This is a genomic window from Streptomyces sp. NBC_01478, from assembly GCF_036227225.1.
In the GTDB taxonomy this organism is placed as follows: domain Bacteria; phylum Actinomycetota; class Actinomycetes; order Streptomycetales; family Streptomycetaceae; genus Streptomyces.
Window position 1 is genome coordinate 18,375 of the sequence record NZ_CP109444.1, and the last position, 23,971, is coordinate 42,345.

Annotated in this window: 27 protein-coding genes; 13 read left to right on the plus strand and 14 right to left on the minus strand. The window is 67.5% G+C overall.

The genetic code is table 11. The features are described 5' to 3' along the window. Positions 1 to 18: 18 nt before the first annotated feature. Positions 19 to 1,527, plus strand: coding sequence for a toll/interleukin-1 receptor domain-containing protein (locus OG223_RS00070; RefSeq protein ID WP_329240489.1), 1,509 nt, complete (start codon positions 19 to 21; stop codon positions 1,525 to 1,527). A gap of 96 nt (positions 1,528 to 1,623) precedes the next feature. On the opposite strand, the gene OG223_RS00075 is transcribed toward OG223_RS00070, so the two are convergent. From OG223_RS00075 to OG223_RS00100, 6 genes are all read right to left on the minus strand, one after another. Beyond that, positions 1,624 to 2,151 carry a hypothetical protein gene (locus tag OG223_RS00075; protein ID WP_329240492.1) on the minus strand — a complete coding sequence of 176 codons (528 nt, stop codon included), beginning with the start codon at positions 2,149 to 2,151 and terminating at the stop codon, positions 1,624 to 1,626. Positions 2,152 to 2,612: 461 nt separating this feature from the next. After that, the gene (locus tag OG223_RS00080) at positions 2,613 to 3,011 is read right to left on the minus strand and encodes a hypothetical protein (protein WP_329240494.1); all 399 of its coding nucleotides are present in this window, start codon (positions 3,009 to 3,011) and stop codon (positions 2,613 to 2,615) included. 306 nt (positions 3,012 to 3,317) lie between these two features. Further along, entirely contained in the window at positions 3,318 to 3,623 is a 306-nt protein-coding gene (locus OG223_RS00085; protein ID WP_329240497.1) for a hypothetical protein, read from the minus strand. Between the two features lie 213 nt (positions 3,624 to 3,836). Next, entirely contained in the window at positions 3,837 to 4,349 is a 513-nt protein-coding gene (locus OG223_RS00090) for a nuclear transport factor 2 family protein (protein WP_329240500.1), read from the minus strand. 778 nt (positions 4,350 to 5,127) lie between these two features. Beyond that, a complete protein-coding gene (locus tag OG223_RS00095; protein ID WP_329240502.1) occupies positions 5,128 to 5,799 on the minus strand; it encodes a hypothetical protein in 672 nt (223 codons plus the stop codon). A gap of 352 nt (positions 5,800 to 6,151) precedes the next feature. Then, positions 6,152 to 6,397: a hypothetical protein gene (locus tag OG223_RS00100; protein ID WP_329240505.1), complete on the minus strand. Its 246-nt coding sequence runs from the start codon at positions 6,395 to 6,397 to the stop codon at positions 6,152 to 6,154. Between the two features lie 920 nt (positions 6,398 to 7,317). On the opposite strand from OG223_RS00100, the gene OG223_RS00105 reads away from it, so the two are divergent. The 4 genes from OG223_RS00105 to OG223_RS00120 all read left to right on the plus strand — a co-directional run bounded on the left by OG223_RS00105 (position 7,318) and on the right by OG223_RS00120 (position 11,706). Further along, complete coding sequence (locus OG223_RS00105; protein ID WP_329240508.1) at positions 7,318 to 7,674, plus strand: hypothetical protein; 357 nt, start codon at positions 7,318 to 7,320, stop codon at positions 7,672 to 7,674. A gap of 199 nt (positions 7,675 to 7,873) precedes the next feature. Continuing rightward, a complete protein-coding gene (locus tag OG223_RS00110; RefSeq protein ID WP_329240511.1) occupies positions 7,874 to 9,235 on the plus strand; it encodes an AAA family ATPase in 1,362 nt (453 codons plus the stop codon). Then, positions 9,232 to 9,963, plus strand: a complete 732-nt coding sequence (locus OG223_RS00115; RefSeq protein WP_329240514.1) for a hypothetical protein — start codon at positions 9,232 to 9,234, stop codon at positions 9,961 to 9,963. Before OG223_RS00110 ends, OG223_RS00115 begins: the two co-directional genes overlap by 4 nt. A gap of 1,098 nt (positions 9,964 to 11,061) precedes the next feature. After that, positions 11,062 to 11,706, plus strand: coding sequence for an HNH endonuclease family protein (locus OG223_RS00120; RefSeq protein ID WP_329265063.1), 645 nt, complete (start codon positions 11,062 to 11,064; stop codon positions 11,704 to 11,706). Between the two features lie 143 nt (positions 11,707 to 11,849). On the opposite strand, the gene OG223_RS00125 is transcribed toward OG223_RS00120, so the two are convergent. Next, positions 11,850 to 12,512, minus strand: a complete 663-nt coding sequence (locus tag OG223_RS00125) for a hypothetical protein (RefSeq protein WP_329240517.1) — start codon at positions 12,510 to 12,512, stop codon at positions 11,850 to 11,852. A 403-nt stretch (positions 12,513 to 12,915) separates the two neighbouring features. Continuing rightward, the gene (locus tag OG223_RS00130) at positions 12,916 to 13,881 is read right to left on the minus strand and encodes a GlxA family transcriptional regulator (protein WP_329240520.1); all 966 of its coding nucleotides are present in this window, start codon (positions 13,879 to 13,881) and stop codon (positions 12,916 to 12,918) included. A gap of 78 nt (positions 13,882 to 13,959) precedes the next feature. Between OG223_RS00130 and OG223_RS00135 the strand changes: the two genes are divergently transcribed. The 7 genes from OG223_RS00135 to OG223_RS00165 all read left to right on the plus strand — a co-directional run bounded on the left by OG223_RS00135 (position 13,960) and on the right by OG223_RS00165 (position 18,306). Next, positions 13,960 to 14,307, plus strand: coding sequence for a DUF6616 family protein (locus OG223_RS00135; RefSeq protein WP_329240522.1), 348 nt, complete (start codon positions 13,960 to 13,962; stop codon positions 14,305 to 14,307). Beyond that, positions 14,304 to 14,966, plus strand: a complete 663-nt coding sequence (locus OG223_RS00140) for an HD domain-containing protein (RefSeq protein WP_329240525.1) — start codon at positions 14,304 to 14,306, stop codon at positions 14,964 to 14,966. The genes OG223_RS00135 and OG223_RS00140 overlap by 4 nt, the downstream gene beginning before the upstream one ends. Before the next feature lie 150 nt (positions 14,967 to 15,116). Then, positions 15,117 to 15,383: a hypothetical protein gene (locus OG223_RS00145; RefSeq protein ID WP_329240528.1), complete on the plus strand. Its 267-nt coding sequence runs from the start codon at positions 15,117 to 15,119 to the stop codon at positions 15,381 to 15,383. Continuing rightward, complete coding sequence (locus OG223_RS00150; RefSeq protein WP_329240531.1) at positions 15,346 to 15,648, plus strand: hypothetical protein; 303 nt, start codon at positions 15,346 to 15,348, stop codon at positions 15,646 to 15,648. Before OG223_RS00145 ends, OG223_RS00150 begins: the two co-directional genes overlap by 38 nt. A 62-nt stretch (positions 15,649 to 15,710) precedes the next feature. Continuing rightward, entirely contained in the window at positions 15,711 to 16,577 is an 867-nt protein-coding gene (locus tag OG223_RS00155; protein WP_329265065.1) for an MIP/aquaporin family protein, read from the plus strand. A 470-nt stretch (positions 16,578 to 17,047) separates the two neighbouring features. Next, complete coding sequence (locus OG223_RS00160; RefSeq protein ID WP_329240534.1) at positions 17,048 to 17,446, plus strand: GlcG/HbpS family heme-binding protein; 399 nt, start codon at positions 17,048 to 17,050, stop codon at positions 17,444 to 17,446. A 56-nt stretch (positions 17,447 to 17,502) separates the two neighbouring features. Then, positions 17,503 to 18,306 carry an SDR family oxidoreductase gene (locus OG223_RS00165; protein ID WP_329240537.1) on the plus strand — a complete coding sequence of 268 codons (804 nt, stop codon included), beginning with the start codon at positions 17,503 to 17,505 and terminating at the stop codon, positions 18,304 to 18,306. A 555-nt stretch (positions 18,307 to 18,861) separates the two neighbouring features. Here the strand turns inward: OG223_RS00165 and OG223_RS00170 are convergent. From OG223_RS00170 to OG223_RS00180, 4 genes are all read right to left on the minus strand, one after another. Then, a complete protein-coding gene (locus tag OG223_RS00170) occupies positions 18,862 to 19,458 on the minus strand; it encodes a hypothetical protein (protein ID WP_329240540.1) in 597 nt (198 codons plus the stop codon). Next, positions 19,455 to 20,036, minus strand: coding sequence for an RNA polymerase sigma factor (locus OG223_RS00175; RefSeq protein WP_329240543.1), 582 nt, complete (start codon positions 20,034 to 20,036; stop codon positions 19,455 to 19,457). The genes OG223_RS00170 and OG223_RS00175 overlap by 4 nt, the downstream gene beginning before the upstream one ends. Before the next feature lie 311 nt (positions 20,037 to 20,347). Then, on the minus strand, positions 20,348 to 20,458 hold the full coding sequence (locus OG223_RS53835; protein ID WP_329265059.1) for a hypothetical protein: 111 nt from the start codon (positions 20,456 to 20,458) through the stop codon (positions 20,348 to 20,350). Positions 20,459 to 20,863: 405 nt separating this feature from the next. Continuing rightward, positions 20,864 to 21,454 carry a flavodoxin family protein gene (locus tag OG223_RS00180; RefSeq protein WP_329240545.1) on the minus strand — a complete coding sequence of 197 codons (591 nt, stop codon included), beginning with the start codon at positions 21,452 to 21,454 and terminating at the stop codon, positions 20,864 to 20,866. A gap of 171 nt (positions 21,455 to 21,625) precedes the next feature. Here OG223_RS00180 and OG223_RS00185 point away from each other — a divergent pair, with 171 nt between their 5' ends. Then, positions 21,626 to 22,579 carry a helix-turn-helix domain-containing protein gene (locus tag OG223_RS00185; RefSeq protein ID WP_329240548.1) on the plus strand — a complete coding sequence of 318 codons (954 nt, stop codon included), beginning with the start codon at positions 21,626 to 21,628 and terminating at the stop codon, positions 22,577 to 22,579. 65 nt (positions 22,580 to 22,644) lie between these two features. Here OG223_RS00185 and OG223_RS00190 read toward each other — a convergent pair whose 3' ends face one another. Both OG223_RS00190 and OG223_RS00195 read right to left on the minus strand, forming a co-directional pair. Beyond that, positions 22,645 to 22,791, minus strand: coding sequence for a hypothetical protein (locus OG223_RS00190; protein ID WP_329240551.1), 147 nt, complete (start codon positions 22,789 to 22,791; stop codon positions 22,645 to 22,647). A 340-nt stretch (positions 22,792 to 23,131) separates the two neighbouring features. After that, positions 23,132 to 23,941: an MBL fold metallo-hydrolase gene (locus OG223_RS00195; protein WP_329240554.1), complete on the minus strand. Its 810-nt coding sequence runs from the start codon at positions 23,939 to 23,941 to the stop codon at positions 23,132 to 23,134. Between the last annotated feature and the right edge of the window lie 30 nt (positions 23,942 to 23,971).

Below are 23,971 nucleotides of genomic sequence, written 5' to 3' on the forward strand. Positions count from 1 at the left end.
GGACTTATCATCCGACGCATGAACGACGAAGTAGCCAAACACGTCTTCATCTCCTACGTCCGTGAGGACTCGGATCAGGTGGACGGCCTCTGCGCTGTCCTGGAGGCGGCCCAGATCCCGTACTGGCGCGACCGCAAGGACCTCGGGCCGGGCGATGCCTGGAGAGCCAAGATCCGGGCGGCGGTCAGAGACAGATCACTCGTCTTCCTGGCCTGCTTCTCGGACAGCTCCCGGGCCAAGGACAAGTCCTACATGAACGAGGAACTCGCCCTCGCCGTCGAGGAGTTCCGCCAGATGCCACCCGGACGCGTCTGGCTGATCCCTGTGAGACTCGACGCGGGCGACGTCCCCGACTGGGACCTGGGGGCAGGACGTGTGCTGAGCGACCTCAACTACTCGGACCTGTTCGGCAAGGACCACATGGCCCACGCGGCCAGGCTCGTCACCACGATCAGTCGCCTGCTCGGTGAGAAAAGGCCCGACCCGGCTACCGCCCTCGCCGCCGTCGAGCAGGCAGCCTCCGCGGACCGGGCGGACCTTCTCAAGCGACTCACCAAGGAGATGCTCCTCGAACCCTCACGGCGCATTGAGTTGGACGACCTGGTCTCGCAGGAAGTCCAGCGTGTGCTCGCAGTCCTCAAAGACACGGGCCGGCTGACCGGACCGCTGGACGGCACGAACGAGGAGCAGATCGTTCGTATCGCCGAGGAGGCACAAGACCTTTGGACCCTCTCCGAGCCGTTCTGTGCGTCGCTTCAGGTGGCGTCTCGTTGGGGAACGCCCGAATCGTTGACGCCGTGGACGAGTGGCATTCGCTCCTTCGTCGCGGCGGCGACCAAACCGGAGAGCGGGAAGGCGGCGCTCATCGAACTCCGCCACCTCCCGGGCATGGTTGGCATCATGACCGCCGCGCTCGCGTGCGCATCGAGCGGCAACTGGGCCAGCCTCAAGTCACTCGTCGTCGACCCGTCGGTCAGGGACAAGTACGAGCAGAAGCCGACACCCATCATCGAAGCAACCGATCCGCACAAGCCGTTCGGCGGCTCCGCGAGCTTGGTTGCCAATGCCCTCGCCCGCGCCACCACGACGGGAAGGGACTTGGACGAGGCGTTGAAGGACTTCACGGAACGCAGGGACGGCATGTACCACACGCCGGTTGCCGAGTGGCTGCATCACGTCCTTCGCCCGATCTTCTCGGACCAGTGGCCAGACGATGACGCGTACAGCGCGGAGTTCGACCGGGCCGAAGCGGTGCTCGGGTTGCTCGCCCAAGACGTGGTGAACGTGCGTGCGGCCGCAAACCCGCAGAAGCCGTCGTGGAGCCGCTCCCACTGGTACGGGCGGTCGACCTGGCGGTCCGAGAGCCACGGCAACGCAGTTGCCGACCTCGTGCACGAGGACGAGACTCAAGGTGCCCAATGGGGCCCTCTCACCAGTGGGTTGTTCGGCGGCGACAAGGACCGCGCCCGGGCTGCACTAGAGGCCTACCAGACGACCTTCAACAAAATCGCGAGCCAGCAGTTCTAGCGGGCGCTGGCGATGCCCGCCTCCTCGAGTCAGGTTCGCTCGGCGCCAAGACCAGCCTCCGCTACACAACTGCCATCACCGTCACGGCGGGCGCGCTCAACGTCGGCGAGGCGCGCGCGCATCCCGATGGTGGAAGTGAGGCAGGGGTTCATCGGTGAGCCCCCGCCAACTCACGTCGGGAACTTCGAGTCTTGTTGCCTCCGATCCGCTACGCCAGTTGATCAGAGCGCCTACCACGAGTTCGATGTAGTCGAGCATTTCCCCGATCATCCCATCGGTATCGACGGCAGCTACTTCTCCCGGGTCCGAGGACGCCTGCTTTCGCATGACCCCCAGCGCTTCGAACACCAAGTTGTAGGTGTCAGCTACAGCCAGGCGTAGTGGTGGTTCCGATAACGCGGAAAACCGGACAATGCACATGTCGCCGAACTTGTCCGCTGCCTGCCACAGCGTGGACCAGTCACCGCGAGGCGGCTGCCATGGCTGTGGCCTGAAGGCTGCATGGAGTTGGAGCAGCCCCTCCGCGATGTCCTCTGCAGCTCCGAACGCTAGCTGTTCGCGCGCGGACTTCCTCTCATGCCATCTCGTAGCGTAAAACGTGCCGACGGCGAGGACACCAGACAACAGTGCCCCCAGCAGCGCGGAGCCGCTGCCATCCCAAAAGCCCCCCGCAAGATTCACAGCCCGCCCCCAAGCAACGCGACTACGGCAAACCCCGCTCTGCCAAGCGTTCACAGAGGCCGTGACAGATGCGCCGGATCTTCGCCAATGTCGCATGTGGTCCCGAATTGAGTCGCCCTCCGGAACCATCACAGCACTGCCGATCCTTACCAACCACCCACAAAGCGGGGCCCGTTAGGTCGCCATGGTGGAACTACTACACGTCGCCCAGCCAGCTTGAGCATCCTGAGCCGGTTGGCATGGTCTTCCGCGACACCGGGGTTCCATGGGTTGGCAGAGGCCAGCGGCGACGGCGGTGAGCACCTCGCTGGCCAGGGGATTTCCGGCGTCGGCCCCGGGCTCACAGCGCCCACGGATCAGTGCTGAGGGCGAACGCGGTGGCGTCTGTCTCCGGGGGAAGCAGGTCAGGCGCGTCCTCGATCAGGGGTCGTGTCGCCCTCCGAGGCTGGCCAGCCGAACGGGTCCGTATGCTCGATGTCGTCCGTCCAGTAGCCGTACCGGTCGCCGAGTACCGACAGTAGTGCCTGAGGGTCGAGCCGGCCGGGGCGGATGGCGAGGCCGCGCGCAGTGCTCACCGCAGCCACGGACAGATGCGAGCGCAGGGCATGTTCGGTGAATGCCTCGGCAGGAACAGACGGGTCGTCGGGAAGCTCGGGTGCCTGCATGGCGGCGAGGATGCGAGCTCGGTGTTCCGAGGAATCGCCCAGGGAGGGGCGCAGGTCCTGCTGCTGGGCGCGATGGTTTCCGGCGGCGTTGGCGATGGCGGTCAGCAGGTGCCAGTCGCGCCACCCTTCCTGCCTCAACTGCGTGGCTGTACGCCGGAAGCCGGGGTCCGCGGCCAGGCGGGGAAGGGTGTATCTGGGCCTTGCACCGACAGGGGCGGGCCCTGCTCTGATGGCTGCTGACTCCAACCGATGCGTGAACAGGGACTGCATGGGTCTCGCGTTGCAGCGCGGGACCGCTGAGAGCCGGTACCGCCCTGCGGTACCGGCTCTTGCTGTGTGACGTGCGCGTTTGCCCGGCTGGGTCGGCAGCCTGCTCGCCCTGCGCGGTGCCGGTGACATCGTCGGCGAGATGCCGACGGCGAGCCTGGGCCGCTGGGAGCGGACTCAGTCGACGGCGAGTGCGTCCAGCAGCTGCCGCAGCGCCTGCACGGCATTCCGTGTACCGGAGGCGTCCACCGCCTCGAGCACCGTCGCCGCCGGGTCGAGGACAGCGGCCAGGCGCCCGGCCCGGATCGAGGCCGGCACATCGCGCAAGGTGGCCCGGACGACGGAGCCGTTCCATCGCATCCTGGCCAGATCCCCGGCGAGCGTGAATTCCCCGTCCGCCGGGAACCAGCTCCCGCTCTCGTACTCCGCCAGGAGTACGAGAGCGTCCCGCTCAACGGCATCGGTCAGCGCGGCAGTGGCCATACGCTTTCAACGAGCCACAGCGTCCCGCGTGGCGGTGCAGGCGCGCTCAAACAGTTGTGATTGTCGACCATTCGTGGGGCCAGGAACGTGCATCCGGGGCGGCGCCCCCAGGCGGTGGGCGGTTTCGACCTCTGCCTGGGGGTGATCACCACGGGCGAAGCGCATGGTGATGCCGACCGTAGTGAACGTCGCCTGGAGTCAAAGACGAGCGTGTCAGACCTGCGGGTTGCCATTGGCGCTCTGCGCGGCGACCGGCTGCAGCGCGTCCCAGTGTTCGACGATCTTGCCGTTCACGTCGAAGCGGAAGGTGTCGACTTCGACGGTGCCGCGGTCGGCGGCATTGAACTTGGACAGGCTTTCCACGACGACGAGGTTGTCCTGGGTGATAGTCCGCTTGAAGTCCAGGGAGATGTCCGGGTACTGCTTGATGTAGCTGGTGATTCCGGCGACGAACGCGTCGCGGCCGTTGCCGATGTTCGGGTTGTGCTGGATGTAGGTGCGGGCACTGATGTACTTCTCTGCGGCCTTCTTCGCGTCGTGTTCGTTGAACGCGATGTTCAGGACCCCGATCGCGGCCCTCTCGTTCCTCCACTCCCGGTTGGAGGCCTGGGAAGCGACTGCCGTACCGCTGTGGTTCGGAGTGGCAAGCGCGGTCGGGGCGAACAGGGCGCCGGCGGCGAGGGAGGCCGCGACGGCCGGCAGGGCGATACGAAGCTTGCGGTTCATGGGAGTGATCTTTTCCTTTTCGGACAGAGGATGACGAGCCGGTCACGGAACCGGGCCCACATTCCGTGGGTGCTGGGCTGTGACCTGCTTCGATCCTCCTGTCGACTGCCCCCGGGTGCGAGGTCTCCAGCGGAAAGCTTGTGGTCAGAATGCGACACGCGCGGAGGTGTCCGATGCACGGCGGCCGCTCCGCACTCCGGGGGGGGGACCGGTCTACGTGTGGTGGGTGTCCGGCAGCGGTCCGCAAGGCCGCCCACCACCTTTGAACAGGCGAGTCCCGCCCGGGGCATGCTCAGTCAGAGAGCACCGGCATCTCGACCGCCATGCTCCTTGGCGCCCCGCAACACGAGTACTGGCCAAGCGGAGCAGTTCCATGGTTGGCGTCTCGTGACGGTTCTTGCCGGCAACCGTCTCGGGTACCAAGCCGAGCAACTCTGAGGCAGCCCAAGCACCGGATGGGGAGATTCAGATTCAGATATCGCCGTCATGGTCGCTGCCCAGGGCTCGGGACCGGGGTTCATCGCTGAAGGATGCTGCACACCGTCCGGGATGCCGGCAGGCCGGGCCGCCCAGAGGGACGGGCGTTCCGAGAACCGTGACCCACTCGGTGGGCGTGGCAGTGAGCGGAGCCAGGTAACCATCCGGCCTCGCTTCTTCGGAAAGGTCATCGCAGCTTCCGCTGGTGTAGATCAACGCCACGGTCACGAGTTCAGGAAAGACGAGGTCGACCTGGCGCGCGGTTTTCGCATCTCTCGCCTATAGGCCAGCGAGGCCGTTCTCATTCTTCGCCGGCCAGACCCGGCCGCTGCCGCCCCATCCGTGGGGAACGCACGCTTGTCGGGGACCGCGTTGCACCACCTGCAGACAGACCGCGCACCGCCTGCTCGATTCCCGCCAGTTTCACCTCCAACTGCTTCGTTGGCCGGGTCTCCAGCAAGACCCACGCCATCGCGTCGAGGTCGACGGTGTACTCCATCGTCTCTACCGCCCCAGCAGGGCCGTCCGTATTCACCGTGAACGTGTACACGCGAGGCAAGGCGGTGTTCTGAAATCTCTCCTGGTTATCCAGAAGGAAGGTCAGGCGCCGCCCTGGCGGCAGCATGGGCATGGTTCGGGCCAGCACCTCCTGAATGACCCGCGTCAGGTCGGGCTGTCCTTCCGGAGGGGTCCAGCCCGACTCCAGCGGAGGGTCGCAGGAGATGTGGACGTTGCGGGCAACGGTCGAGCCGACGTTCTCGATGACGAGCACGATTCCGCCGCTGCTGAGCTCAGGTTGAATGTCGACGATCACGTACGGCTCGTTTTGCTCCCGGTGGATACGTTCCGCCAAGGCGAGCTGTTGAGCGGCTGATCTGCGGGCGATGTGCGCCTGCCAGGCGCTGATGACGGCCGCAACAACAGCGACAACAACTGCCCAGTCGCTGGCATCGATGGCCTTGAGGTGGTCCATGAGCTGACGCTATCCGCCGAGACTGACAGCGCATCGTACGCAGCCGTCACCGGTGCTGTCCGGCCAGTCGCGCCACCCTGCACGTCGGCACCAGGCACGTCCTGGCCTCACCCCCTGCCCGGCCGGCGGCTCGTCCGTCCGACGTCGCGCGCGAGCAACACCAAGCGCTGTACCAGGTCGCACAGGGAGGATGTCGGTGTCCGTGCTGCGGCGGGACCGGGGGGCCGGGGGGCCGGCGTGGCAGACGACGGTGTCGTCGCGATCGTGACGACCCAGAAGGATGCCCCCCGGTTTCGGTGTCGTGGTCGTTGATGGCCAGCTCCATCGACCTGGGCACAGGACAGTCGCATGATCAGCCTGGTAGGTCCTGGTCGTCGGCACGGTCGTCCGGTGCCGGTTCGCCGGGTGGCGGGGGCTGGGACTGTCGCTCCCGCGTGGTCCATGCGCCGTAGAGCGCTGCAAGAGCGGCGGCGATGCCGACTATGGAGCCTGCCGAAACGCCGCGGAGTGTGAGCACAACACCGGCGGTCAGGATCGAGAGGAAGACGATCATGTCGAGGACGCGGTTGGAGTGCAGGCGCTGATGGTTCCTACCCATGGTGTCCTTCCGTTCCGAGTGGTTCAGCGGCCCGTCGGCTGTTCAGCGACGCTGCCAGCCGGGCCTGCACCCTTCGTAACCGCGGCGCGTCGGCTGTGGAAGAGATTCTTTGTTGCGTGGACGAAAGCGCTGGTCAGAATTTTTGCGTGGACCTGCGGGTAGCCTCATGTCATGTCAGGGCAGGGGGGTGCCGGCAGGCCCGATGGCGAAGCGTCTGCTCGGGGACGGGGGCGGCCGCGGGACAGTCTGGACGTAACCGGGCGCGATCCGCACATGCGCGAGTTCGCCCGGGAGTTACGAGAACTTGTGGGGAGCTCGTACAGAGCCTCGGGAGCTCCTATGAGTCCCGCGGAGATGTCCAGGGCTTGCAATGGCAAGAGACTCCTGCCGTTCGATACGCTCCGCAGGTTGTTGGCGTCCAAGGAGGCCACGCCCGAGTACGTCGAGTACTGGGAGCTGAGATGGGTCCTGGCCTATCAGCATCTGAAGGCTTCGGGAAGCAAGGCACTGGCCCGAAGGAAAGGCGAGGCGGAAAAAGCTACGGCGATCGCCGCGCAGAAGGCAGATCGCTTGCAAGCGCTCGCTGACCAGGTACAGGCCCAGCAGGACCACGCTCGTCACCAAGCTCTGCCCGGCGCCGAGCAACTGCTCGCCGAACTTGATCTCTCCCTGCCCAACTTCAGGCATAAGTTCGGCCGCGGCCCGGCGGCATGCTGGGGCGACCTCACCGACTATCTACGTCGGCTGGTTCTGCTCTTCACCGATCGCAAGGTCCGCGACGATCACGACGGGCACTCCATGAACGAGATACTCCCCGCCTGGCTGGCCTGGCCGATGTCACGGGTGTCGCGGGGTGGCGGGAACTGGCCGAGCAGATCGCCGCAACCTACGAAGAAGCGCACCGTGAGGGCTGGGAGGTCATGCTCTCGCCGGGCCCCGAGCCCACTGCCCATGATGTCTACGTCGACAGGTACTCCGGCTTCCGCGCGCACGCGGGCCAGCGGGCCGCACAACTGGCCAGGGAGAGCGTCTTCCTGGCCGAGAAGCCGGCCCTCTCACCGCCCTCGCCCATAGATCTCGACCGCTACGACCCGCCGCGCAGCCACTACCGGCACGCCGTGCCTGTCAGCGCCGCGTGCGCCGGCGCTCTGCCCGCCGCATTGTGGGTGACGGGTGCGCCGGCACCCTGGCTGGCGGTCGGTTTCTACTCCCTCGTCGTCTTCGCGGGCATGCTGGCGGTCTGTCTGGTGACCAAAGCCAACGCGCGCCCCGACTAGCTAGGTCTCCCTTGTCGGCTGCTGCGGCCTGGAGCCCGGTATGCGTCTGCTGCAGGACGGCGCCCGTCGGACCTCTTTCCGAGCCTGATCGGACACTGGCGCGTTCATGAGAAAGTGAGCACGTCAGGCCCCCTTCCGGACGCATACGCACGGGAGCTGGAGCACGGGCGCACAGTACGGGAAGGAAGACGGGACGCGGGTGTACGTCACAAGGGTCCAGCTCACGGGCATCAAGGGCTTCAGCGGGAAACGCGCCATGGACGTGAAGCTGCCTGCACGGGGCGGCTGGACGGTACTCGCGGGGCGCAACGGTTCCGGGAAGTCGACACTGCTGCAGGCTCTTGCACTGGCACTGAGCGGGCCTGCGGTCGCGCGGAGCCTGGTCTCGGACTCCGGAGACTGGATCTCGGCAGGATCCCCGTCGGGTCACGTGGACGTTCGCGTGCAACCGGACACCGACGCCGACTCGTTCGTCGGCAAGGGCCGCACGCCAAAGCACGACTTCTCGCTGCGTATGCAGTGGGACCGCCCTGCCCCGGAGGCCGGCGAACAGCTGAGGGCACCCGGGACGCTGCAACCGCCGACCATGGAGATGCAGGGCCTCGTCGGTGAGGAGAGTGCCGCACGCGGGCCGTGGGCGCAGAACCCGCGCGGGTGGTTCTGCGCCGGCTACGGGCCCTTCCGAAGGCTCACAGGCGGCTCCAGCGAGGCCCAGAGGATCATGCGCGTGCAGGGGCCGACGGGGCGGATGGCCACACTGTTCCACGAGGATGCCTCGCTCGCGGAAGGGGTGTCGTGGCTGATCGATCTGCGTCTGAGGTCGCTGGAGACACGCGGCAGTACCGCCGGGCCGCTGCTGGAGAAGGTTCTGGCTCTGCTGCAGGACGGGCTGCTGCCGGACCAGTACCAGATCAGAGGAGTCACGGCGGACGGGCTGTGGGTGGCCGAAGAGGGCCGCAAGGACCGTTTTCCGCTGCGGGAGATGAGCGATGGCTACCGTGCGGTGGCTGCCTTGGTGCTCGACATGGTCCGGCAGATCTACGCCGTCTACGGCCAGTTGGAGACAGCTACGGCCGGAAGCAGCCCTGTCGCGGTCCTGGCGCCCGGAGTAGTGCTGATCGACGAAGTGGACGCGCACCTGCACGTCATCTGGCAGCGGAAGATCGGTGTCTGGCTGCGTGAGCACTTCCCGCACATCCAGTTCATTGTCTCCAGCCACAGTCCCTACATCTGCCAGGCAGCCGACGAGGGCGGTCTGATCCGCCTGCCGGGACCCGACGAACAGCGGCCACCGGCAGTGGTGGATGAGGATCTCTACCGCCGCGTCGTGTACGGCAGCAGTGACGACGCGGTCCTCTCGGAACTCTTCGGCCTCGAGACTCCCTACTCACGCCGGGCCGAGGAGCAGCGGAAACGGCTGGTGGCGCTGGAACGCAAGGTCTATGCCCAGTCGGCGACGCGGGAGGAGATCGCCGAGTACCAGGAGCTGAGCCGGCTGCTGACAAGCTCGGTACAGAGCCGGGTTGCCGAGGTGGCGGCCCGGCTGGAGCAGGACCGGTGATCTTCCTCAAACGCGTACCCGCTCCCCGGGCCACGCAGGTTCTTCTGGACCGGTGGACCGGCAGAGTCCAGGCTGCAGGAGCGACCACCATCGCAGCGCGTGGCGAGTGGATCAAGGCCCAGGCAGCCAAAAGGCATGTGAAGACACTGCTGGAGTCGATGGCGCACGGGGCTGCGCGGTGTATGTACTGCGATGACAGCCGCGGAACCGACATCGACCACTTCCAGCCGCTCGCTGTGGCACCCCTGCGGGCGTTCGTGTGGGCCAACCACCTGCTCGCCTGCTCACACTGCAACAGCAACGCCAAGAGAGACGCCTACCCGCTGGCCGCGGACGGCAGCTGCCTGCTGGTCGACCCCACCGCAGAAGACCCTGCCGAGCACCTGTTCCTGATGCTGCACAGCGGCGAGTACAGCCACCACACCGACAAGGGCAAGGAGACGATCCGGGTGTTCGGTCTCAACCGGGCCGACCTCATCAAAGGGCGCAAGGACGCTTTCTGTCTCGCCTGCTCCAACCTTCGCGACTGGCACGCACTGCACCAAGACGGCGATCCTGCAGCACACCGGGTGGCACAGGCCCTGCTCGACTCGCCGTTCGTTGACGTTGTGTACGCCATGCTGCGCCTCGACCCCGGCCTTGCCGAAACCGTGGTCGGTCAGCGGACCGTTCCCGCTCTCGAACGCTGGCGCAGCGTGTACGGAGCCGTGCCCGCCACAGCACCGTAATCACGCTCTCCCCCGTTCTCGGACGACCCGCCGCCCGCGTGTCGGCGCGGGATTCGTTCTGGCCCCAGCCGGGCGTCTGACGCCCGAGAATCCGCTGAGGGGCTGCGCTGCGTTCCAGACAGGCCGCAGCGTTCCAGATTCCGCGTCGCCTGGAGTCCTGTCCCCGATGAGTGACCGTCGGGCGCACAGCTCGCTCTCGTAGAACGCGAGGCCCCGGGCCAACGGTCACTTGCCCTCCCGATCCTGCGCAACTCTGTGGCAACGAGTCATCCGAAGGAGTGCCTTTCTGGAGACTCCTCCCAGAAGAGTGGCCCGTCTTCCTACCCTCATTGAGATGGAAGTCGAATATCTACGCCATGGCGTGCCTTTGGCGGGCTACCGACTGACCAAGGCCGACCATCGCCGGCAGCAAGAGGCTGTGCAGATGCATGAGTGGATTCAGCGTCAGCTCGCCAAGGCTCCTCCCTGGTCAGAAGAGCGTCGGGAGCGGATGCGCCGGCTCCTTGGGCCTCCGACTCCTCCGTGGGAACTGCAGAGGTGGCGGCTGCGCTTGTACTGCGGACACGTCATCGAGGCGATCCGTATCCAGAAGAGCCCACGGCCCGATGGAGGAGTCTGCGACAAGGAGAGCTGCCCAGAGTGCGGGCTAGACCCAGCCGTGATCGTCGCCTTCGAGCCCCTGGGACCAGTCGCCGAACCTCCAGCAGAAGACTGCTCTCAAAGGCCCAGCCGCTCCGCCCGGAGGCCGCCCGCAAATCGGCGCAGCAAGACCGAACTGGTAGCCGAGAACAACGCACTGCGTGCGGAATTGGAGGCCCTGCGAGATCAGGCATAGCAAGTGATGAGAGCAAGCGGCATCTGTGCTGGACAACGTCGGCCTTTCGGCCAGGAAAGATGACCGCGCACGGCCAGTCTCCACGCGGTTTGAACGCTCCGGTTCTTGTGTGACTTACCGCCCGCGCGGGTGAGGTGGCAGCGGATCGTCACACGGCCCGGCTGCCGTCCCGCTACGAAGATCACAACCGTTTGTGATCTTCGAGAGGGAACCCCGTCGTGCGCTTCACCTCCACCGCCCGTACGGCCGCCGCCGCGCTGTCCATGCTCGCCGTCCTGCTCGCCCCGACCACCGCCCGCGCCGCCGAAGCCGAGCGCGTCGCCGCCCCTGGCGACACCGTGGCCCTGCCCGTCCGCGATGCCCTGGCCGCGCTGCCCGTCCAGACCGAGAACCGCACCGGCTACGAACGCACCAAGTTCCGCCACTGGACCGACGCGGACCACGACGGCTGCAACACCCGCCAGGAGGTCCTCAAAACCGAGGCCGTCCTCGCCCCGCAGCAAGGCTCGAACTGCACGCTGACCGGCGGCCAGTGGTACTCCCCCTACGACGACAAGTACTTCAGCGACGCCCGCGCCCTCGACATCGACCACCTCGTCCCCCTCGCCGAGGCCTGGGACTCCGGCGCCTCCGCCTGGACGGCCAAGGAACGCGAGGCCTACGCGAATGACCTGGGCGACGCCCGCGCCCTCATCGCGGTCTCCGCCGCCAGCAACCGCAGTAAAAGTGACCAGGACCCGAGCACCTGGCAGCCGCCCGCTCCCGGCTACCGCTGCCAGTACGCGACCGAATGGATCGCCGACAAGACCCGGTGGGGCCTGACCGTCGACCCCGCCGAACACGCCGCGCTCACCGACGCCTTGACCAGCTGCGCCGACCAGCCCGTCACTGTCACCCTCGCCCGCTGAAACAGGTCCGGCCCGTCGCTACGGGGGGAAGCGACGGGCCAGATGACTGCCACGGTCTCATACCCGCCGCCGCGGCACGCCGCCGCCCCTGAAGTCGCCCCCGCACCGCGGCGGCTGACGGCTCGTCCGCCTTGTGCGGTGCCTCAGCCGAGGCCGAGCCGGCTGAGCGCGGTGGTCCAGTCGGTGACGATCGCCTGCTGCGCGGCGGAGAGGGTGACCTTGCCCTTGCAGACCGCGGTGTGCAGCTTCGTCTCCACCGGATCCTTCTTGTTGTTGACCCCGGCGCCCTTGCGGTGGCCGGGGTCGGCGGGCTCCACCCACAGGTTGCGGTAGTCGTTCGGGTCCCCACCCAACTGCAGGCTGATCAAGTGGTCGTACTCGGCATCGCCCATGCGGCCGGTGAAGCCGTAGGAGGCGGCGTTCAGCTTCTTCTCCTTGCCCGTGACCGACGTGGAGGGGCGGATGCCGGAGGTGTAGCCGCCCTTGCGGCAGATCGTCGACTTCAGATTCAACTGCGTGACCGCCGGAGAGATCGCGCCCGGCGTGCACTTCGGATCCTCCAGCGGCTCCCCCTTCAGATACCGGTAATGGCAACTGCCTGCGGCAGGCTGCTGCTGCACCGTGTACGTCTTCTGCGGACCCGCCCCCACCGCGATCACCCGCCCGGCCCCGGCAGCACCCGCCGGACCCGCCGCAGCACTCGCGCTCCCGGACGGGGCGGAGCCGCCCAGCGACGTGGGCGAGCAGCCCGCGAGCATCAGGCAGGTGAACAGCACGGATGATGCGACGCGGCAGGTGGAACGCATGATGACCCCTCATGGACAGGCGGAAGCTGAGCAGATGCTGCCCTACCCGACCGGCGCCCTACCGCGCGGGGTACGGCGCGCAGGCGCACGGATGCCGCACCACCTGCGCCGTCGGCGTGCAACGCACGAACTCCACCCCGCATATGGCGGGGTGGAGTTCGTATGCGAGCGCCGGGCAGGCCTTGCACCTGTATCTCCCCGCAGGAGGCGGGACGTCTTTCCTTGGACCACCAACGCAGCACCAGCCGAACGGAGTTGCGGCGACCAGCTCAAGATCAGGTATACAGCCCGGGGGCGGCCCGAAGCCGCCGCAGCTGACCCCTCAGGCGCCAGCCGTACGCCTCCCGGCCGGCGAGCAGTGAGCGGCTGTGCCGGCTCTCTGGTTGGAGACGGAAGCCAGCAGTCAGGCGGCGAAGGTGCGGCGATATCTCGACGGGCTGGTCCTGGTCATCGCGGTGAAGTGGATGCGCAGTGACTCCGCGGAGCCGAAGCCGCATTGGTGGGCGATGTCGTCGATGCCGAGGCGAGTGGTCTCGAGGAGTTCGCGCGCGCAGGCTACGCGTTGCATGGCCACCCAGTTCATGACGCTCGTTCCGGTCACGGCCCGGAATCTGCGGCGCAGGGTTCGTGTGCTCATGTGGCTGTACTGGCTGACCGACTCCAGGGTGAGCGGCTCGTCGAGGTGTTCCAGGATCCAGGTGATCACCTCGGTGATCTCGGCGTCGCCGCCGGGCGGGATGTGCTCGATGAACTGGGCCTGTCCCCCTTCGCGGTGGGGCGGGCTGACCAGGAAGCGGGCCATCGTGTTCGCGGCGGCCTGGCCGTGGTCGAGCCGCAGGAGATGCAGGGACAGGTCGGTTCCGGCGAGGACACCCGCGGAGGTGAAGACGCCCGTGTCCTCGACGTAGAGCTCCTCTTCGCGGACCGTGACCGACGGGTGGCGGTCTCGCAGCAGCCTGGCCCAGTGCCAGTGGGTGGTGGCGCTGCGGCCGTCCAGGATCCCGGCCGCCGCCAGGGCGAAGGCGCCCGTGCAGATCGACACCATACGGCTGCCCCGGTTGTACGCGTCACGCAGCCGTTCGACCAGCTCGGCGTCCGGAGGCTCGGTGGGGTCCTGCACTCCGGCGACGATCACGGTGTCCGCCGTTTCCAGCCGGTCGAGCGGCTCGACCTCGCGGGGCACCAGCGGGTTTTCCGCGGGAACCGCACTCACCAAGGTCAGCTCGTAGGGGGCTCCGCCAGGCCAGCAGGCGGTCACGTAGTCCGGCCAGTGGCCGAACACCTGCTGGGGAACGGCTACGTCCAACAGGACATAGCCCGGCTGCACCACCACCGCGACCTTGGCCGGATCCTTGGGATTATTGTCCATCTGGCCATCGTACGACGGCCTCGGTCTTCCTAGGCTGGTCATGTCACACCGATCATGACTAGTAAGGAGATGCGCAATATGCATGTAGTCGTCGAGACCTGGACACCGAAGCCCGCGTTCTTCGCCGCCACCGAGGAGGCGCGGAACGACCTGTTCACAGGGATCCAGGAAGCCATGAAGCAGCTCGCGGAGATCGGATTCGTGACGCTCGGCTGGGGCAGGGCGGAACCGGCCACACTTTCGACGTCCTACGAGTGGTTCGCGGTCTGGCAGGCCCCTTCGAGGGAAGTGGCCGACGTGTTCCTGAACGGTGTCGAGAGCTCCGGCTGGTACACCTACTTCGAGCAGACCAACCTCGTGGGCGAGCTGCGGCCGGCCGAGACGGTCATCGCCGAGCACCTGGCACTGGGAGCTGAGGCCAAGTGAGCGCGCTCGACAATCTGCCGGAGAAGATCGGAGGGTGGCCGCGCACGGCCGCTACGGAGGCCGCTGTCGCCTTCGCTGCCGAGCACTCCCCGGAATGGCTGCTCAACCACACTGTCCGCAGCTACTTCTATGCCCGGAGTATCGCCGCCGCCAAGAACTTCGTTGCCGGCGCGGACTACGACGACGAGACGCTCTTCCTCGCCACGGTGCTGCACGACATCGGCCTGACCGACGAGGGCCAGGGACCGAACCGGTTCGAGGTGGACGGTGCGTTCCGGGCCGCTCGCTTCGCGCGGGAACACGGCCTGTCCGATGCCGCCGCCGACCAGATCTGGGACGCGGTGGCGCTGCACACCTCCCCGGGGATCGCGCCCCACAAGCACACGGTCGGCGCTCTCGCGCATTTCGGTATCGGCGCCGACATGTTCGCCTTCGGTATCGAGGAGGTGGACCGGGCGGTAGTGGACGCGGCGCACGAGGCGTTTCCCTATCTGGACCTGCGGAACAACATCCACGCGCAGTTGGTCCATCAGATCGACGAGCAGCCCTCGAAGTGGGCGCCGGTGTCGTTCGTCGACATCGTGTATCGCAAGCACCGGCCGGACAATCCGTTCCCCGGGCTGGACGAACTGGTCGCCGCCCCGGTGCGTCCGGAGTAACGACGTCTCGCGGTAGCTGCGGTCGCGGATACACCGTGGCCGTTTGCCGGCGGGCAGCTGCGACAAGAAGACGCGGAGCCGGGCACCCCTCGTGCCTAGCTCCGCGGTGCGACCTCGGCCGCTGCCGCGATGTCGGCCACCGTGTGCGGCGTGGCGGCCACGGTCGCCTCGCCCGCAACCCTTGCCGAAGCCGAGGCCGACTTCCTCGAAGCGCGCCGTCTGGGCATCGACGCCCACCCGACACTGCTGCGGAACACCGCCCACGGCACCGACCGCCTGGGCGGCCTGGTCACCTCGGCCGACGCCCTGGACCAGCACGTGGCCACCACCACCGCCGCCTGGAGCCACCCCTCAGCACTCTGTGAACGAAAGCGCACCCATGTCCGCCCTGATCCAGAACGTCCGCGCCGCCGGTGACACCGGTCTGGACAATGCGTCCGTCCTGATCACGGGCGAGCGCGAAGCACTCCTGGCCGACGGCCAGTTCACGCTCGCCGAGCAGCACCGGGTCCTGAAGGACGTCCTCGACAGCGGCAAGGAGCTGACCACCGTCATGGTCATCACCGCCGACCCGGATCACTGTCCGAAAGAAGCGTTGATCGAGCGTTGTCCGGATCTGGGCCTGCTGGTGTTTCTGGACCTGGGCACCAGGGTCGCCACCGGCGTGATGGCCCGGGGTTGACCGTGTCCACGATTGCTTGTGTACCTGCGCGGCGGACTACTGATACCACCGCCTCGGTGGCGATGGCCGCGGAGTTCGCCCTTACTGGCGGTGTCCTGTTCGTCGTGGTGACCACTGTCCGTTGGGTAACGGCATCACCACTCAGCCGGGCCCTGCCAAAACCGCATCTTCAGCTTGTGGTCGTGGCGGTGATCGTCGGCGCGGCGCTCGCGGGGGCGCTGTCCTCTCCATGGGGCCGCTATTCCGGCGGACATCTCAACCCCGCGGTGACCTTCGGTCTGTGGCTGACCGGTGCCTTCCCCGGCCGCCGGGTTCCGACGTACTTCGCTGCACAGCTCACCGGTTCCGTGGCGGGGACCGGCCTGGCCCGCCTCGTGTGGGGCCCGGTCCTCGGAGACCGGATGGCCTACGCCGCGGTTGAACCCGCTCCCTCCTGCTCGCCGGCCCTACTGTTCACCGTCGAAGCCGTGTCTACCGGCGCCGTCCTCACCGTCACCCTGCTGCTGATGTCCCGTCGCGCGTGGACACGCTGGATCCCGCTGGCCCGCCCCGCCGCCACCGCTGTGGTCATGATTGCCCTCGGCACCCTCACTGGCGGGTCCGCCAATCCCGCCCGTCAGTTCGGCCCCGCTCTGTGGGCCCACCGACCGGATGACTGGTCACACCTGTGGCTCTATCTGCTGGCGCCCCTTGCAGGTGCGGCCATCACCGGCGGGGTCGCCCGGTGCCAGGCATATCGCCTGTCCATCCCCCGAAGAGCGGCGGCGGACGGTCGCGCGAGAAGCGATCGGAGACTGGCCGATGCGCTGGTGGAAGAGCTTGCTGAAGTTGGTCGCGCCGCTGAAGCCGAACTGCGCCGCGATACGGGAGGCCGGCGGGTCGCTGTGTGCCAGGATCGAGCAGCGCCGCGCGGGCGTCATACGCGGTGATCGGACGCTTCGGGCCGGAGTGTCGACGGTGTGGATACGGGCTGGCTCGGGCCCGATTGCCCTGGGCTGCCGCTCCACGGCGAAGCCGGTCGCCTTCGCCCTGCGGCGAAGGCAGGCAGGGCTACTGACGCGTCTGGGCAGGCTGAGCCGCTGCGGGGGCTTCGGCGCAAACCGGCGCCTTGAAGACGGACCGCGCTGAAGACGCAGGTAGACCCACGGTCTCGTTGTCGGTGATCTGCTCTTCGAGACGCCGCATGGCCGCTCAAAGCGAGGTGTATCAGCCGGTAGCGCGGACATGGCCTGGCACCGCCGGCCACATCGATGCCTCTCACCCCAGCTCGGCCTGGCGGCGGAAACCTCACCCATTCATGTGATGGAGCATCACGCAGCCGCCGTGCTCAGCTGAGCCCCGCTACCCAAGCCCCCCTTTACGGACGGCGCCCGCCGCCGACATGCCCCGGAGGACTCCGATGCGCCTCTCCCTCAAGGACGCCCAGACCGTCATCGAACGAGCCTGCGCCCACGCGGACGGCCTCGGCGTCCCGATGAACATCGCTGTCGTGGACGGCGGCGGCCACCTCCTCGCCTTCGCCCGCATGGACGGCGCCATCCTCGGCTCGATCGATATCGCCCTCACCAAGGCCAAAACCTCGATCCTGTTCAACGCGCCCAGCGAGAACCTCTGGGAATACTGCAAACCCGGCGGCCCCGCGCCCGCCACCGAGTACACCAACGGTGGCCTCATCCCCTATGCCGGGGGCATCCCTCTGTACGACGAGACCGGAACCCTCATCGGCGCGATCGGTGTCTCGGGAGGTCTGCCCGTCCAGGACGGCGAGGTCGCCCGCGCGGGCGCGGCCGCCGTATGACCTCGGGATCCGTTTTCTCCACTCCCCCAGCCGATCGCCCTTCACGGAGGTCCGTCATGAAGAAGATCCTCATCACCGGCGCCGGCACCGGGCTCGGCCGCGGCACTGCCATCGGCCTGGCCCAGGCCGGTCACCAGGTCATCGCCGCCACCGAGTTGTGGTCCCAGGTCACCGAACTGCGCCGGCACGTCGAAACGCTCGGCCTCCAGGACCGCGTCACCGTCGACAAACTCGACGTCCTCGACGACGCTGACATCGCCGCGGCCGTCACCTGGGACTTCGACACCCTCGTCAGCAACGCCGGCATCGGCGAGTGCGGGCCGATGGCCGAAGTCCCCGTCGACCTGGTACGCCGCACCTTCGAGACCAACGTCTTCGGCAACCTCCATCTCATGCAGCGGGCCATCCGCAAGTTCGTCGACGCCGGCACCGCGGGCCGCATCGTCATCGTCAGTTCCATGGGCGGCTTCCTCACCGCCTACGGCCTGGGCCCCTACTGCGCCAGCAAGCACGCCCTGGAGGCCATCGCCGCCAGTCTGCGCGACGAACTCGCGCCCACCGGCATCACCGTCCAGACCATCAACCCCGGCGCCTACGACACCGGCTTCAACGACCGCATTGCAGACACCACCTACCGCTGGCACGACGACGCCATCAATTTCACCCGCGAAGCCGACATCCGCGCCAACTTCGCCGAAATCATGAAGGGCCAGCACGACCCTCAGGACATGATCGACAAAATGGTCGAGGTCATCGGCGCCGCCGACGGCGCCTACCGCAACGTGTGGCCGCCCGCCACCGAAGACCTCGTCAAGCAGATCCAGGAAAACGCCTGGACGCTCCCCGTCAACCGGGACTGACCGAGGGGGCGGCGATTCGGGCGGCCAGGTGGGCGGGGAGAGCCTGAGCGGTTTCCGCGTCGTCGGGTGGAAACGACAGCGCCGAGAACCGACCTCGCCATTGCTCCCGCTCTCGGCCCTGTGAACCGAGGGAGGACCACCCAACCGGGCCCGCCGCGAAGAGGACGGGTCCGCGCAGGGCTTTCCACGGGGGACACGCCAGCATTCGCGGCACTACGCAACTCTCACACGGCTCTCGATTCCGGTCTCTCACTCAATCAGGTGACGAGTGCCGGCCTGGCCTGTACTGGCCTGAGCAGGCTTCTGCTTCACCAGCACAGTTCCGCGGCTTGTACACCGCCCCTGAGCAGGACAAGTTCGGCTGGGAACGCCGCAGTTCAGCCGGCACGTCGATCGCACCTGCGGCGGCACCGGTGAGGTGCTGGGTGCCCCCGATGGAGACGTCACCGGTCGACCGCATGGACTGGCGCGGAGCTGCCGCGTCTCATCCCACGACCGGCGCGGCAGTCGGCCGGCGCCGGGTTGTCGCTTTCCCCGTGCCTGACCGGAACCGCTTCACTGGGTCGGGAACACGAAGCACCCCGGGACGGTGCCGTCCTTGGTGCCGGCCACGGTGTAGTGGTCTCCGACCTGGAACGTCAGGGCCTCCGTGTCGTGGTCCGGGTCGCCGTTCTGGAACCGCACCGTGTCCGTGTCGCCACCGCGCAACCAGCGGTCGACGTGGAAGAAGACCGAGGTCCCCTTGACAGAGGTGACGGTGCCCTCGAAGAGCGTCGGATACGTGCGCAGAATGGCCGGGGGGATTGGCCACGCGCACTTGCCCTGGGCCGTATTGCTCGCGGCAGTCAGAGCCAGCGGACCGGACGCGGACGAGTGACCGCTGTCGTCATTCAGCATGGTTCCTCCGGCGATGCCGCCTCCGAGGAGAAGCAGAGCGGCGGCTGCCGCGAGCGTGAGGAGACGGCGGCGTCCCCGTTCCGCGGCGGGCTTCGCAGGGTGGGGCGCGATGCCGTCGGCGGACTTCTCAGACTGGGGTGTGGTGTCCGTGCTCAAGGCGGCCTCCACAAGGCTGTAGATGTCGGGCAGCGGAGCACGTTTGGCCAGTGCCGGGTCCGCAGCCCTGAGTCGGGCCAGTAGCTCGTCGTCGCTCACTGACTGCTCCTTCCTTCATCCGGTTTGTGTCCGGGCCGGTCGGCGTTCTTTCGCGTCAGCTGAAGCTGTGCGGCGAGTTTCTTCTTCACCCGGTGGAGCCGTATGTTGACCGCATTGGAGGTGAGTCCGGTCGCCTCCGCGATCTGACGCGGCGCCAGGCCCTCCCACGCCCACAACCGCACCACCTCACGGTCCAGTTCCCCAAGGCGATCGAGCGCGGCATGCAGGTCGCTGTGCTCGACGGCCGTTGGCGGAGGATGCTGCTGTGTTCGGATCAGCCGCTCGACCAAGCGCAGCCTGCGGCCGTCAGCGCGCCGGGCGTTGGCCAGGCAGCCCCGTGCCACCCCGTAGCACCACGGCAGCACATCATCGGGATCGGGCGTGGGGCCGGCTCCAGCTCCGAGCCCGGGAACATCGTCGATGCGGCGCCACAGCACCAGCATCGTGTCTGACAGGACGTCATCGACCAGGTCGGGGTTCGTCCGCCGCAGCAGATACCGGTGCAGTGGTTCCGCCACCACACGCGCCAGTCCTTCGAAGCCCGCCTGTCGATTCCGGCGCAACTCCTGTTCCGTCATAGATTCCACAACCTGTCCTGTCCGGCAGCGGCCGGTTCCTTTCACCGCAGCTCCAGTCGGAACCACCACCGCGCGTTGCCGCGCGGGCCTGTCAACGGAACAGCCCCGCATGGCCTTCGGTGGGCAGGCCTGCTTGCCGTGTGTCAAAAGCAGCTCTCGACCGCGAGATGTTGTTGGTTCCTGTCGCGATCGATACCGCCCGCGGAGCCGCCTTCGCATAGGGGGAACGCTGTTGGGCACACCAGCCGGAAGACCCCGGACCATCCTTGGGTCCGGGGTCTTCCGCTTCCACGTTCGACGCCCCGCAGCGTTCACGGACACCGCGGTGCGGCGTCGTCGAGGCCGGCGAACAGCTTGACCTTGAGCTCCGGGCGTTCGGGGGCGTTCTCCTGCACGAAACCGGCGTCGGCGGCCTGGCTCATGTCGGGCGTGAAGCTCAGGCGTTTGGGTGAGGCGCCGGGCGCAAGCCCGATCGAGGCGGGCCGCCTCCCGCGCCGTGTCCACGTAGGAAGCCAACTGTCTGGCGGAGTGCTGGCTTGCCGGGCAGTGCACTGCCCACAACCACGCTCGGATGAAGAGGACACCACGGCATCACGTGTAGTCCGTAGTCGGCAACCGACTCCACTACGCATGGGCCCGACAGCCCTCACCTGTTCGCGTGAGAGCGTCGGCATCACCATGTGGGCTTACCCCACACCCTCAGCCGAGACGGGTCTCCGTCTACGGAGACCCCGTCGACTCGCATTATCGGCAGCCCAGCCAAGGATCTGCCACAAGCCCCGGCGCCGTTCAGGAACCCGGCAGCCGAGAGGAAGGGCCCGTGACGATCAGGCGGTGCGCGCGGCGCGGCCGGTCGCCCATGTGGCGGCGGCATCCGCGACACGACGCCCCAGCGCCTCAGCGGTGGCAATGTCGCTGGCCGTCACCCCCTCGGTCCCCTGATCCACGTTGGACTGAGCGGCGGCACCCAGGAAGAAGCCCAGCCTGTTGAGATCGTTCTCGCTCCCCTGGGACGAGTTCCAGCCACCCTGCATGCCGAGCGAGATCCAGTGCATACCGTGCTGCGACGCCAGCGTCGCGAACCACTGGAGGGTCGACTGCTTGTCGCCCGCCTTGGAACCCGAGTTGGTGAATCCAGCCGCCAGCTTGTCCTTCCAAACCTGCCCGAACCAACGCTCGGAGCTGGCCTCCGCGAAACCGTGGAAAGCGGTGGCAGCGGTTCCCATGTAGGTGGGGGAACCAAAGATGATCGCATCCGAGGCATCCAGCTGCCCCCACTGGGCGTCGGTGATCTCACCGACGGCGATCAGGTTCACGACGGCGCCGGCCTCCTTGGCGCCACGCTGGACAGCCTCGGCAATGACGGTGGTGTGACCGAAGCCGGAGTGATAGGCGATGGACACGATGGGCGAAGTCATAGGTACCTCCTACGCTTGAAAATGAAAGCTTCGAGATTCAACTTATTGGCGCCCCCGCAGGTGAACCGGGTAGGAGGCGGACTGATCATGGTTAAAATCCGACACTTGGGTGTGCCGACTGCTCTGGTTACGCTGGCATCGGCCAGATTCCTTGTGTGATGGTGGCTACTGGTGACGGTGAGAAAACGACAGAGCAGACCGCGCGAGATCGCGGACATCGGCTTCGCTCCCGCTGTCGGCACGCCTGCCGGCATCGAAGTCATCTCTCTGGCCGACCTGCGGGAGCGGGCCGCCGTCCACATGAGCGAAGAACGGTTGCAGGCACCGCAGCGACCCGCGTTCCACCTCCTGATCACCCTCTCCAGCGGCTCGTTGTGGCACACGGTGGATTTCACCGGCTACGCCCTTGAGCCGGGCTCCTGGCTCTGGGTCCGGCCCGGTCAGGTACAGCAGTGGGGTGATCTGGACGACGCCGAGGGCACTCTGGTCCTCTTCGAGGGCGACTTCCTAGATACGGCTACCGTGGCCGCAGCGCAGATAGACGATCCGTACGCCCCCGCACTCCAGGTTCCCGGTCCCGAGGACCGTCACGCGCTGGAGATGGCCGTGGACCATCTCGCGCTGGAGTTCCAGGCGTTGCGCGGCATCTCCCTGGAAGCGCACGTGGCGGTGTTGCGCCACCTGCTGGCAGTCCTCGTGCTGCGCCTTTCGCAGCGCACCGCGCCCGTCGGCAGCCCGGCACCGGACCCAGGGGAGACATTCCTGCATTTCCGTGACGCGGTCGAACGCGACTTCACCCGCACCCGCCGCCTGGAGGACTACGCCCAAGCCCTGGGCTACTCACCCCGCACTCTCTCCAGGGCCGCGCTGACCGGAGCAGGAGTGGGGGCGAAGGAGTTCATCGACCGGCGGGTCGTCCTGGAGGCCAAGCGCCTCCTGGCACACGGCAATCAATCAGCCGCCCGTGTCGCGGCGCAACTGGGCTTCACCAGCGCGACCAACTTCAGCAAGTACTTTCACCAGCGCACCGGCCAGTCTCCCATCGCCTTCCGTGCGACCGTCCGCGGCCGCTCCTCGGAGGACGGCGGGAGCGAAGCGCCCGACGCCAGGCGACCTGGGCACTGAGCGCCGCTCCCGCGAGCGGCACCAAGAGACAGAGACCCACAGAGGCCGCCCGCCGACGGGCCGGTTCACATCAGCAGCCGGGTGACGCCGAGGACTGCCGCGCAGGACACAGCTTCGGCGACGAACAACGCAGCGTCCGGCCAGTCGTGGCCGGGCCCCATCGCGGCGTAGGCGATCCGCCGCCGGTCCCCACGCGAGGCGGGCCAGGCCATTGCCGACTGCGCAACCAGCGGACTGGGGCGATGCACACCGGAACTCGACGGCCGGGGAAGGCGCCGACCCACAGGCCGAGGGTGACGGCCGGAGTGACGACCCCCTGGAGACGACGACACCCGCGCGGGCACCGCGCCGACGATCACCGCCGCGGCCACGAGCGAAGATGCGGCTACGGCCGATCCCGGCCGAGTGGGGAAACCATCATCACCCAACGGACGGTGCTGGCCGCGGCAGGGAAGACACCGCCGGCCGGGACGAACTCCACGACGGGCCCGTGCGCCGGAGGGTGGTCACAGTGGCCCACCACCCGGCGCACGGGCCCGTCGTGAATATGAGTCAGCCCCAGTTCATCTCGCCGGTGTTGACCTTGGCACCCAGATCCAGAGCCACCGCCAGTCCCAGGTCTGGGTGACGCTGGAGCATCGCGGACTTCAGAGCCTCGGAGTCGTTGCTGTGCTTGGCCAGCTCCTCCTCGAACTCGGCAAGGTAGGTGCGCGTAAAGCCGATCACCGAAGCATCGCTGGCGGAGTCGGCGGAACGGTGGCCGGCGACCACGAACCGCGGGGCGAGCCGCTCCATCTCGGCGAGCGTCTCGTCCCAGGCGCGCCGCTCACGCGACGTAGGGGTGTCGGCGGTCCACACATGCAGACCGGCGAAGAGCAGGACCCCGCCCACCACCGCGCGGTCCTCGGGCTGCCACAGGTACTCGGTGCGCCAGACCAGGTCGGGGTGGCCGCCGCGCAGCTCGAAGTCGTGGCCCTCGATGCTGACGCGGTCTCCTTCCAGCACCTCCGGGACGATCACCTCGGTGGGCATGTTCTTGCCCAGGTGTGCCCAGGTCTTGAGCTTGCCCTGCCAGCTGCTCTTGATCCGCTCCACGGTGGTGGCGGTGGCGACGATCCTGGCGTCGGGGAACGCCTGTCGGATCACTTCCAGGCCGAAGTAGTAGTCAGGGTCGGCGGTGGTGACCACGACGGTGGTCAGCTCCTTGCCGCTGTCGATGACGTCCGCCAGGACCCGGTGCTGTTCGGCGAGCGTGAACTGGCCGTCGACCAGGAGTGCTTCGCGCTCGCCTGTGATCAGGACGGAGGACTTGTTCAGGCCGGTGTCGCCGGCCGTGTGAACGGAATACGTCAGGCTGGACATGGGTGATGCACTGCCCTTCGAGGGGTTGTG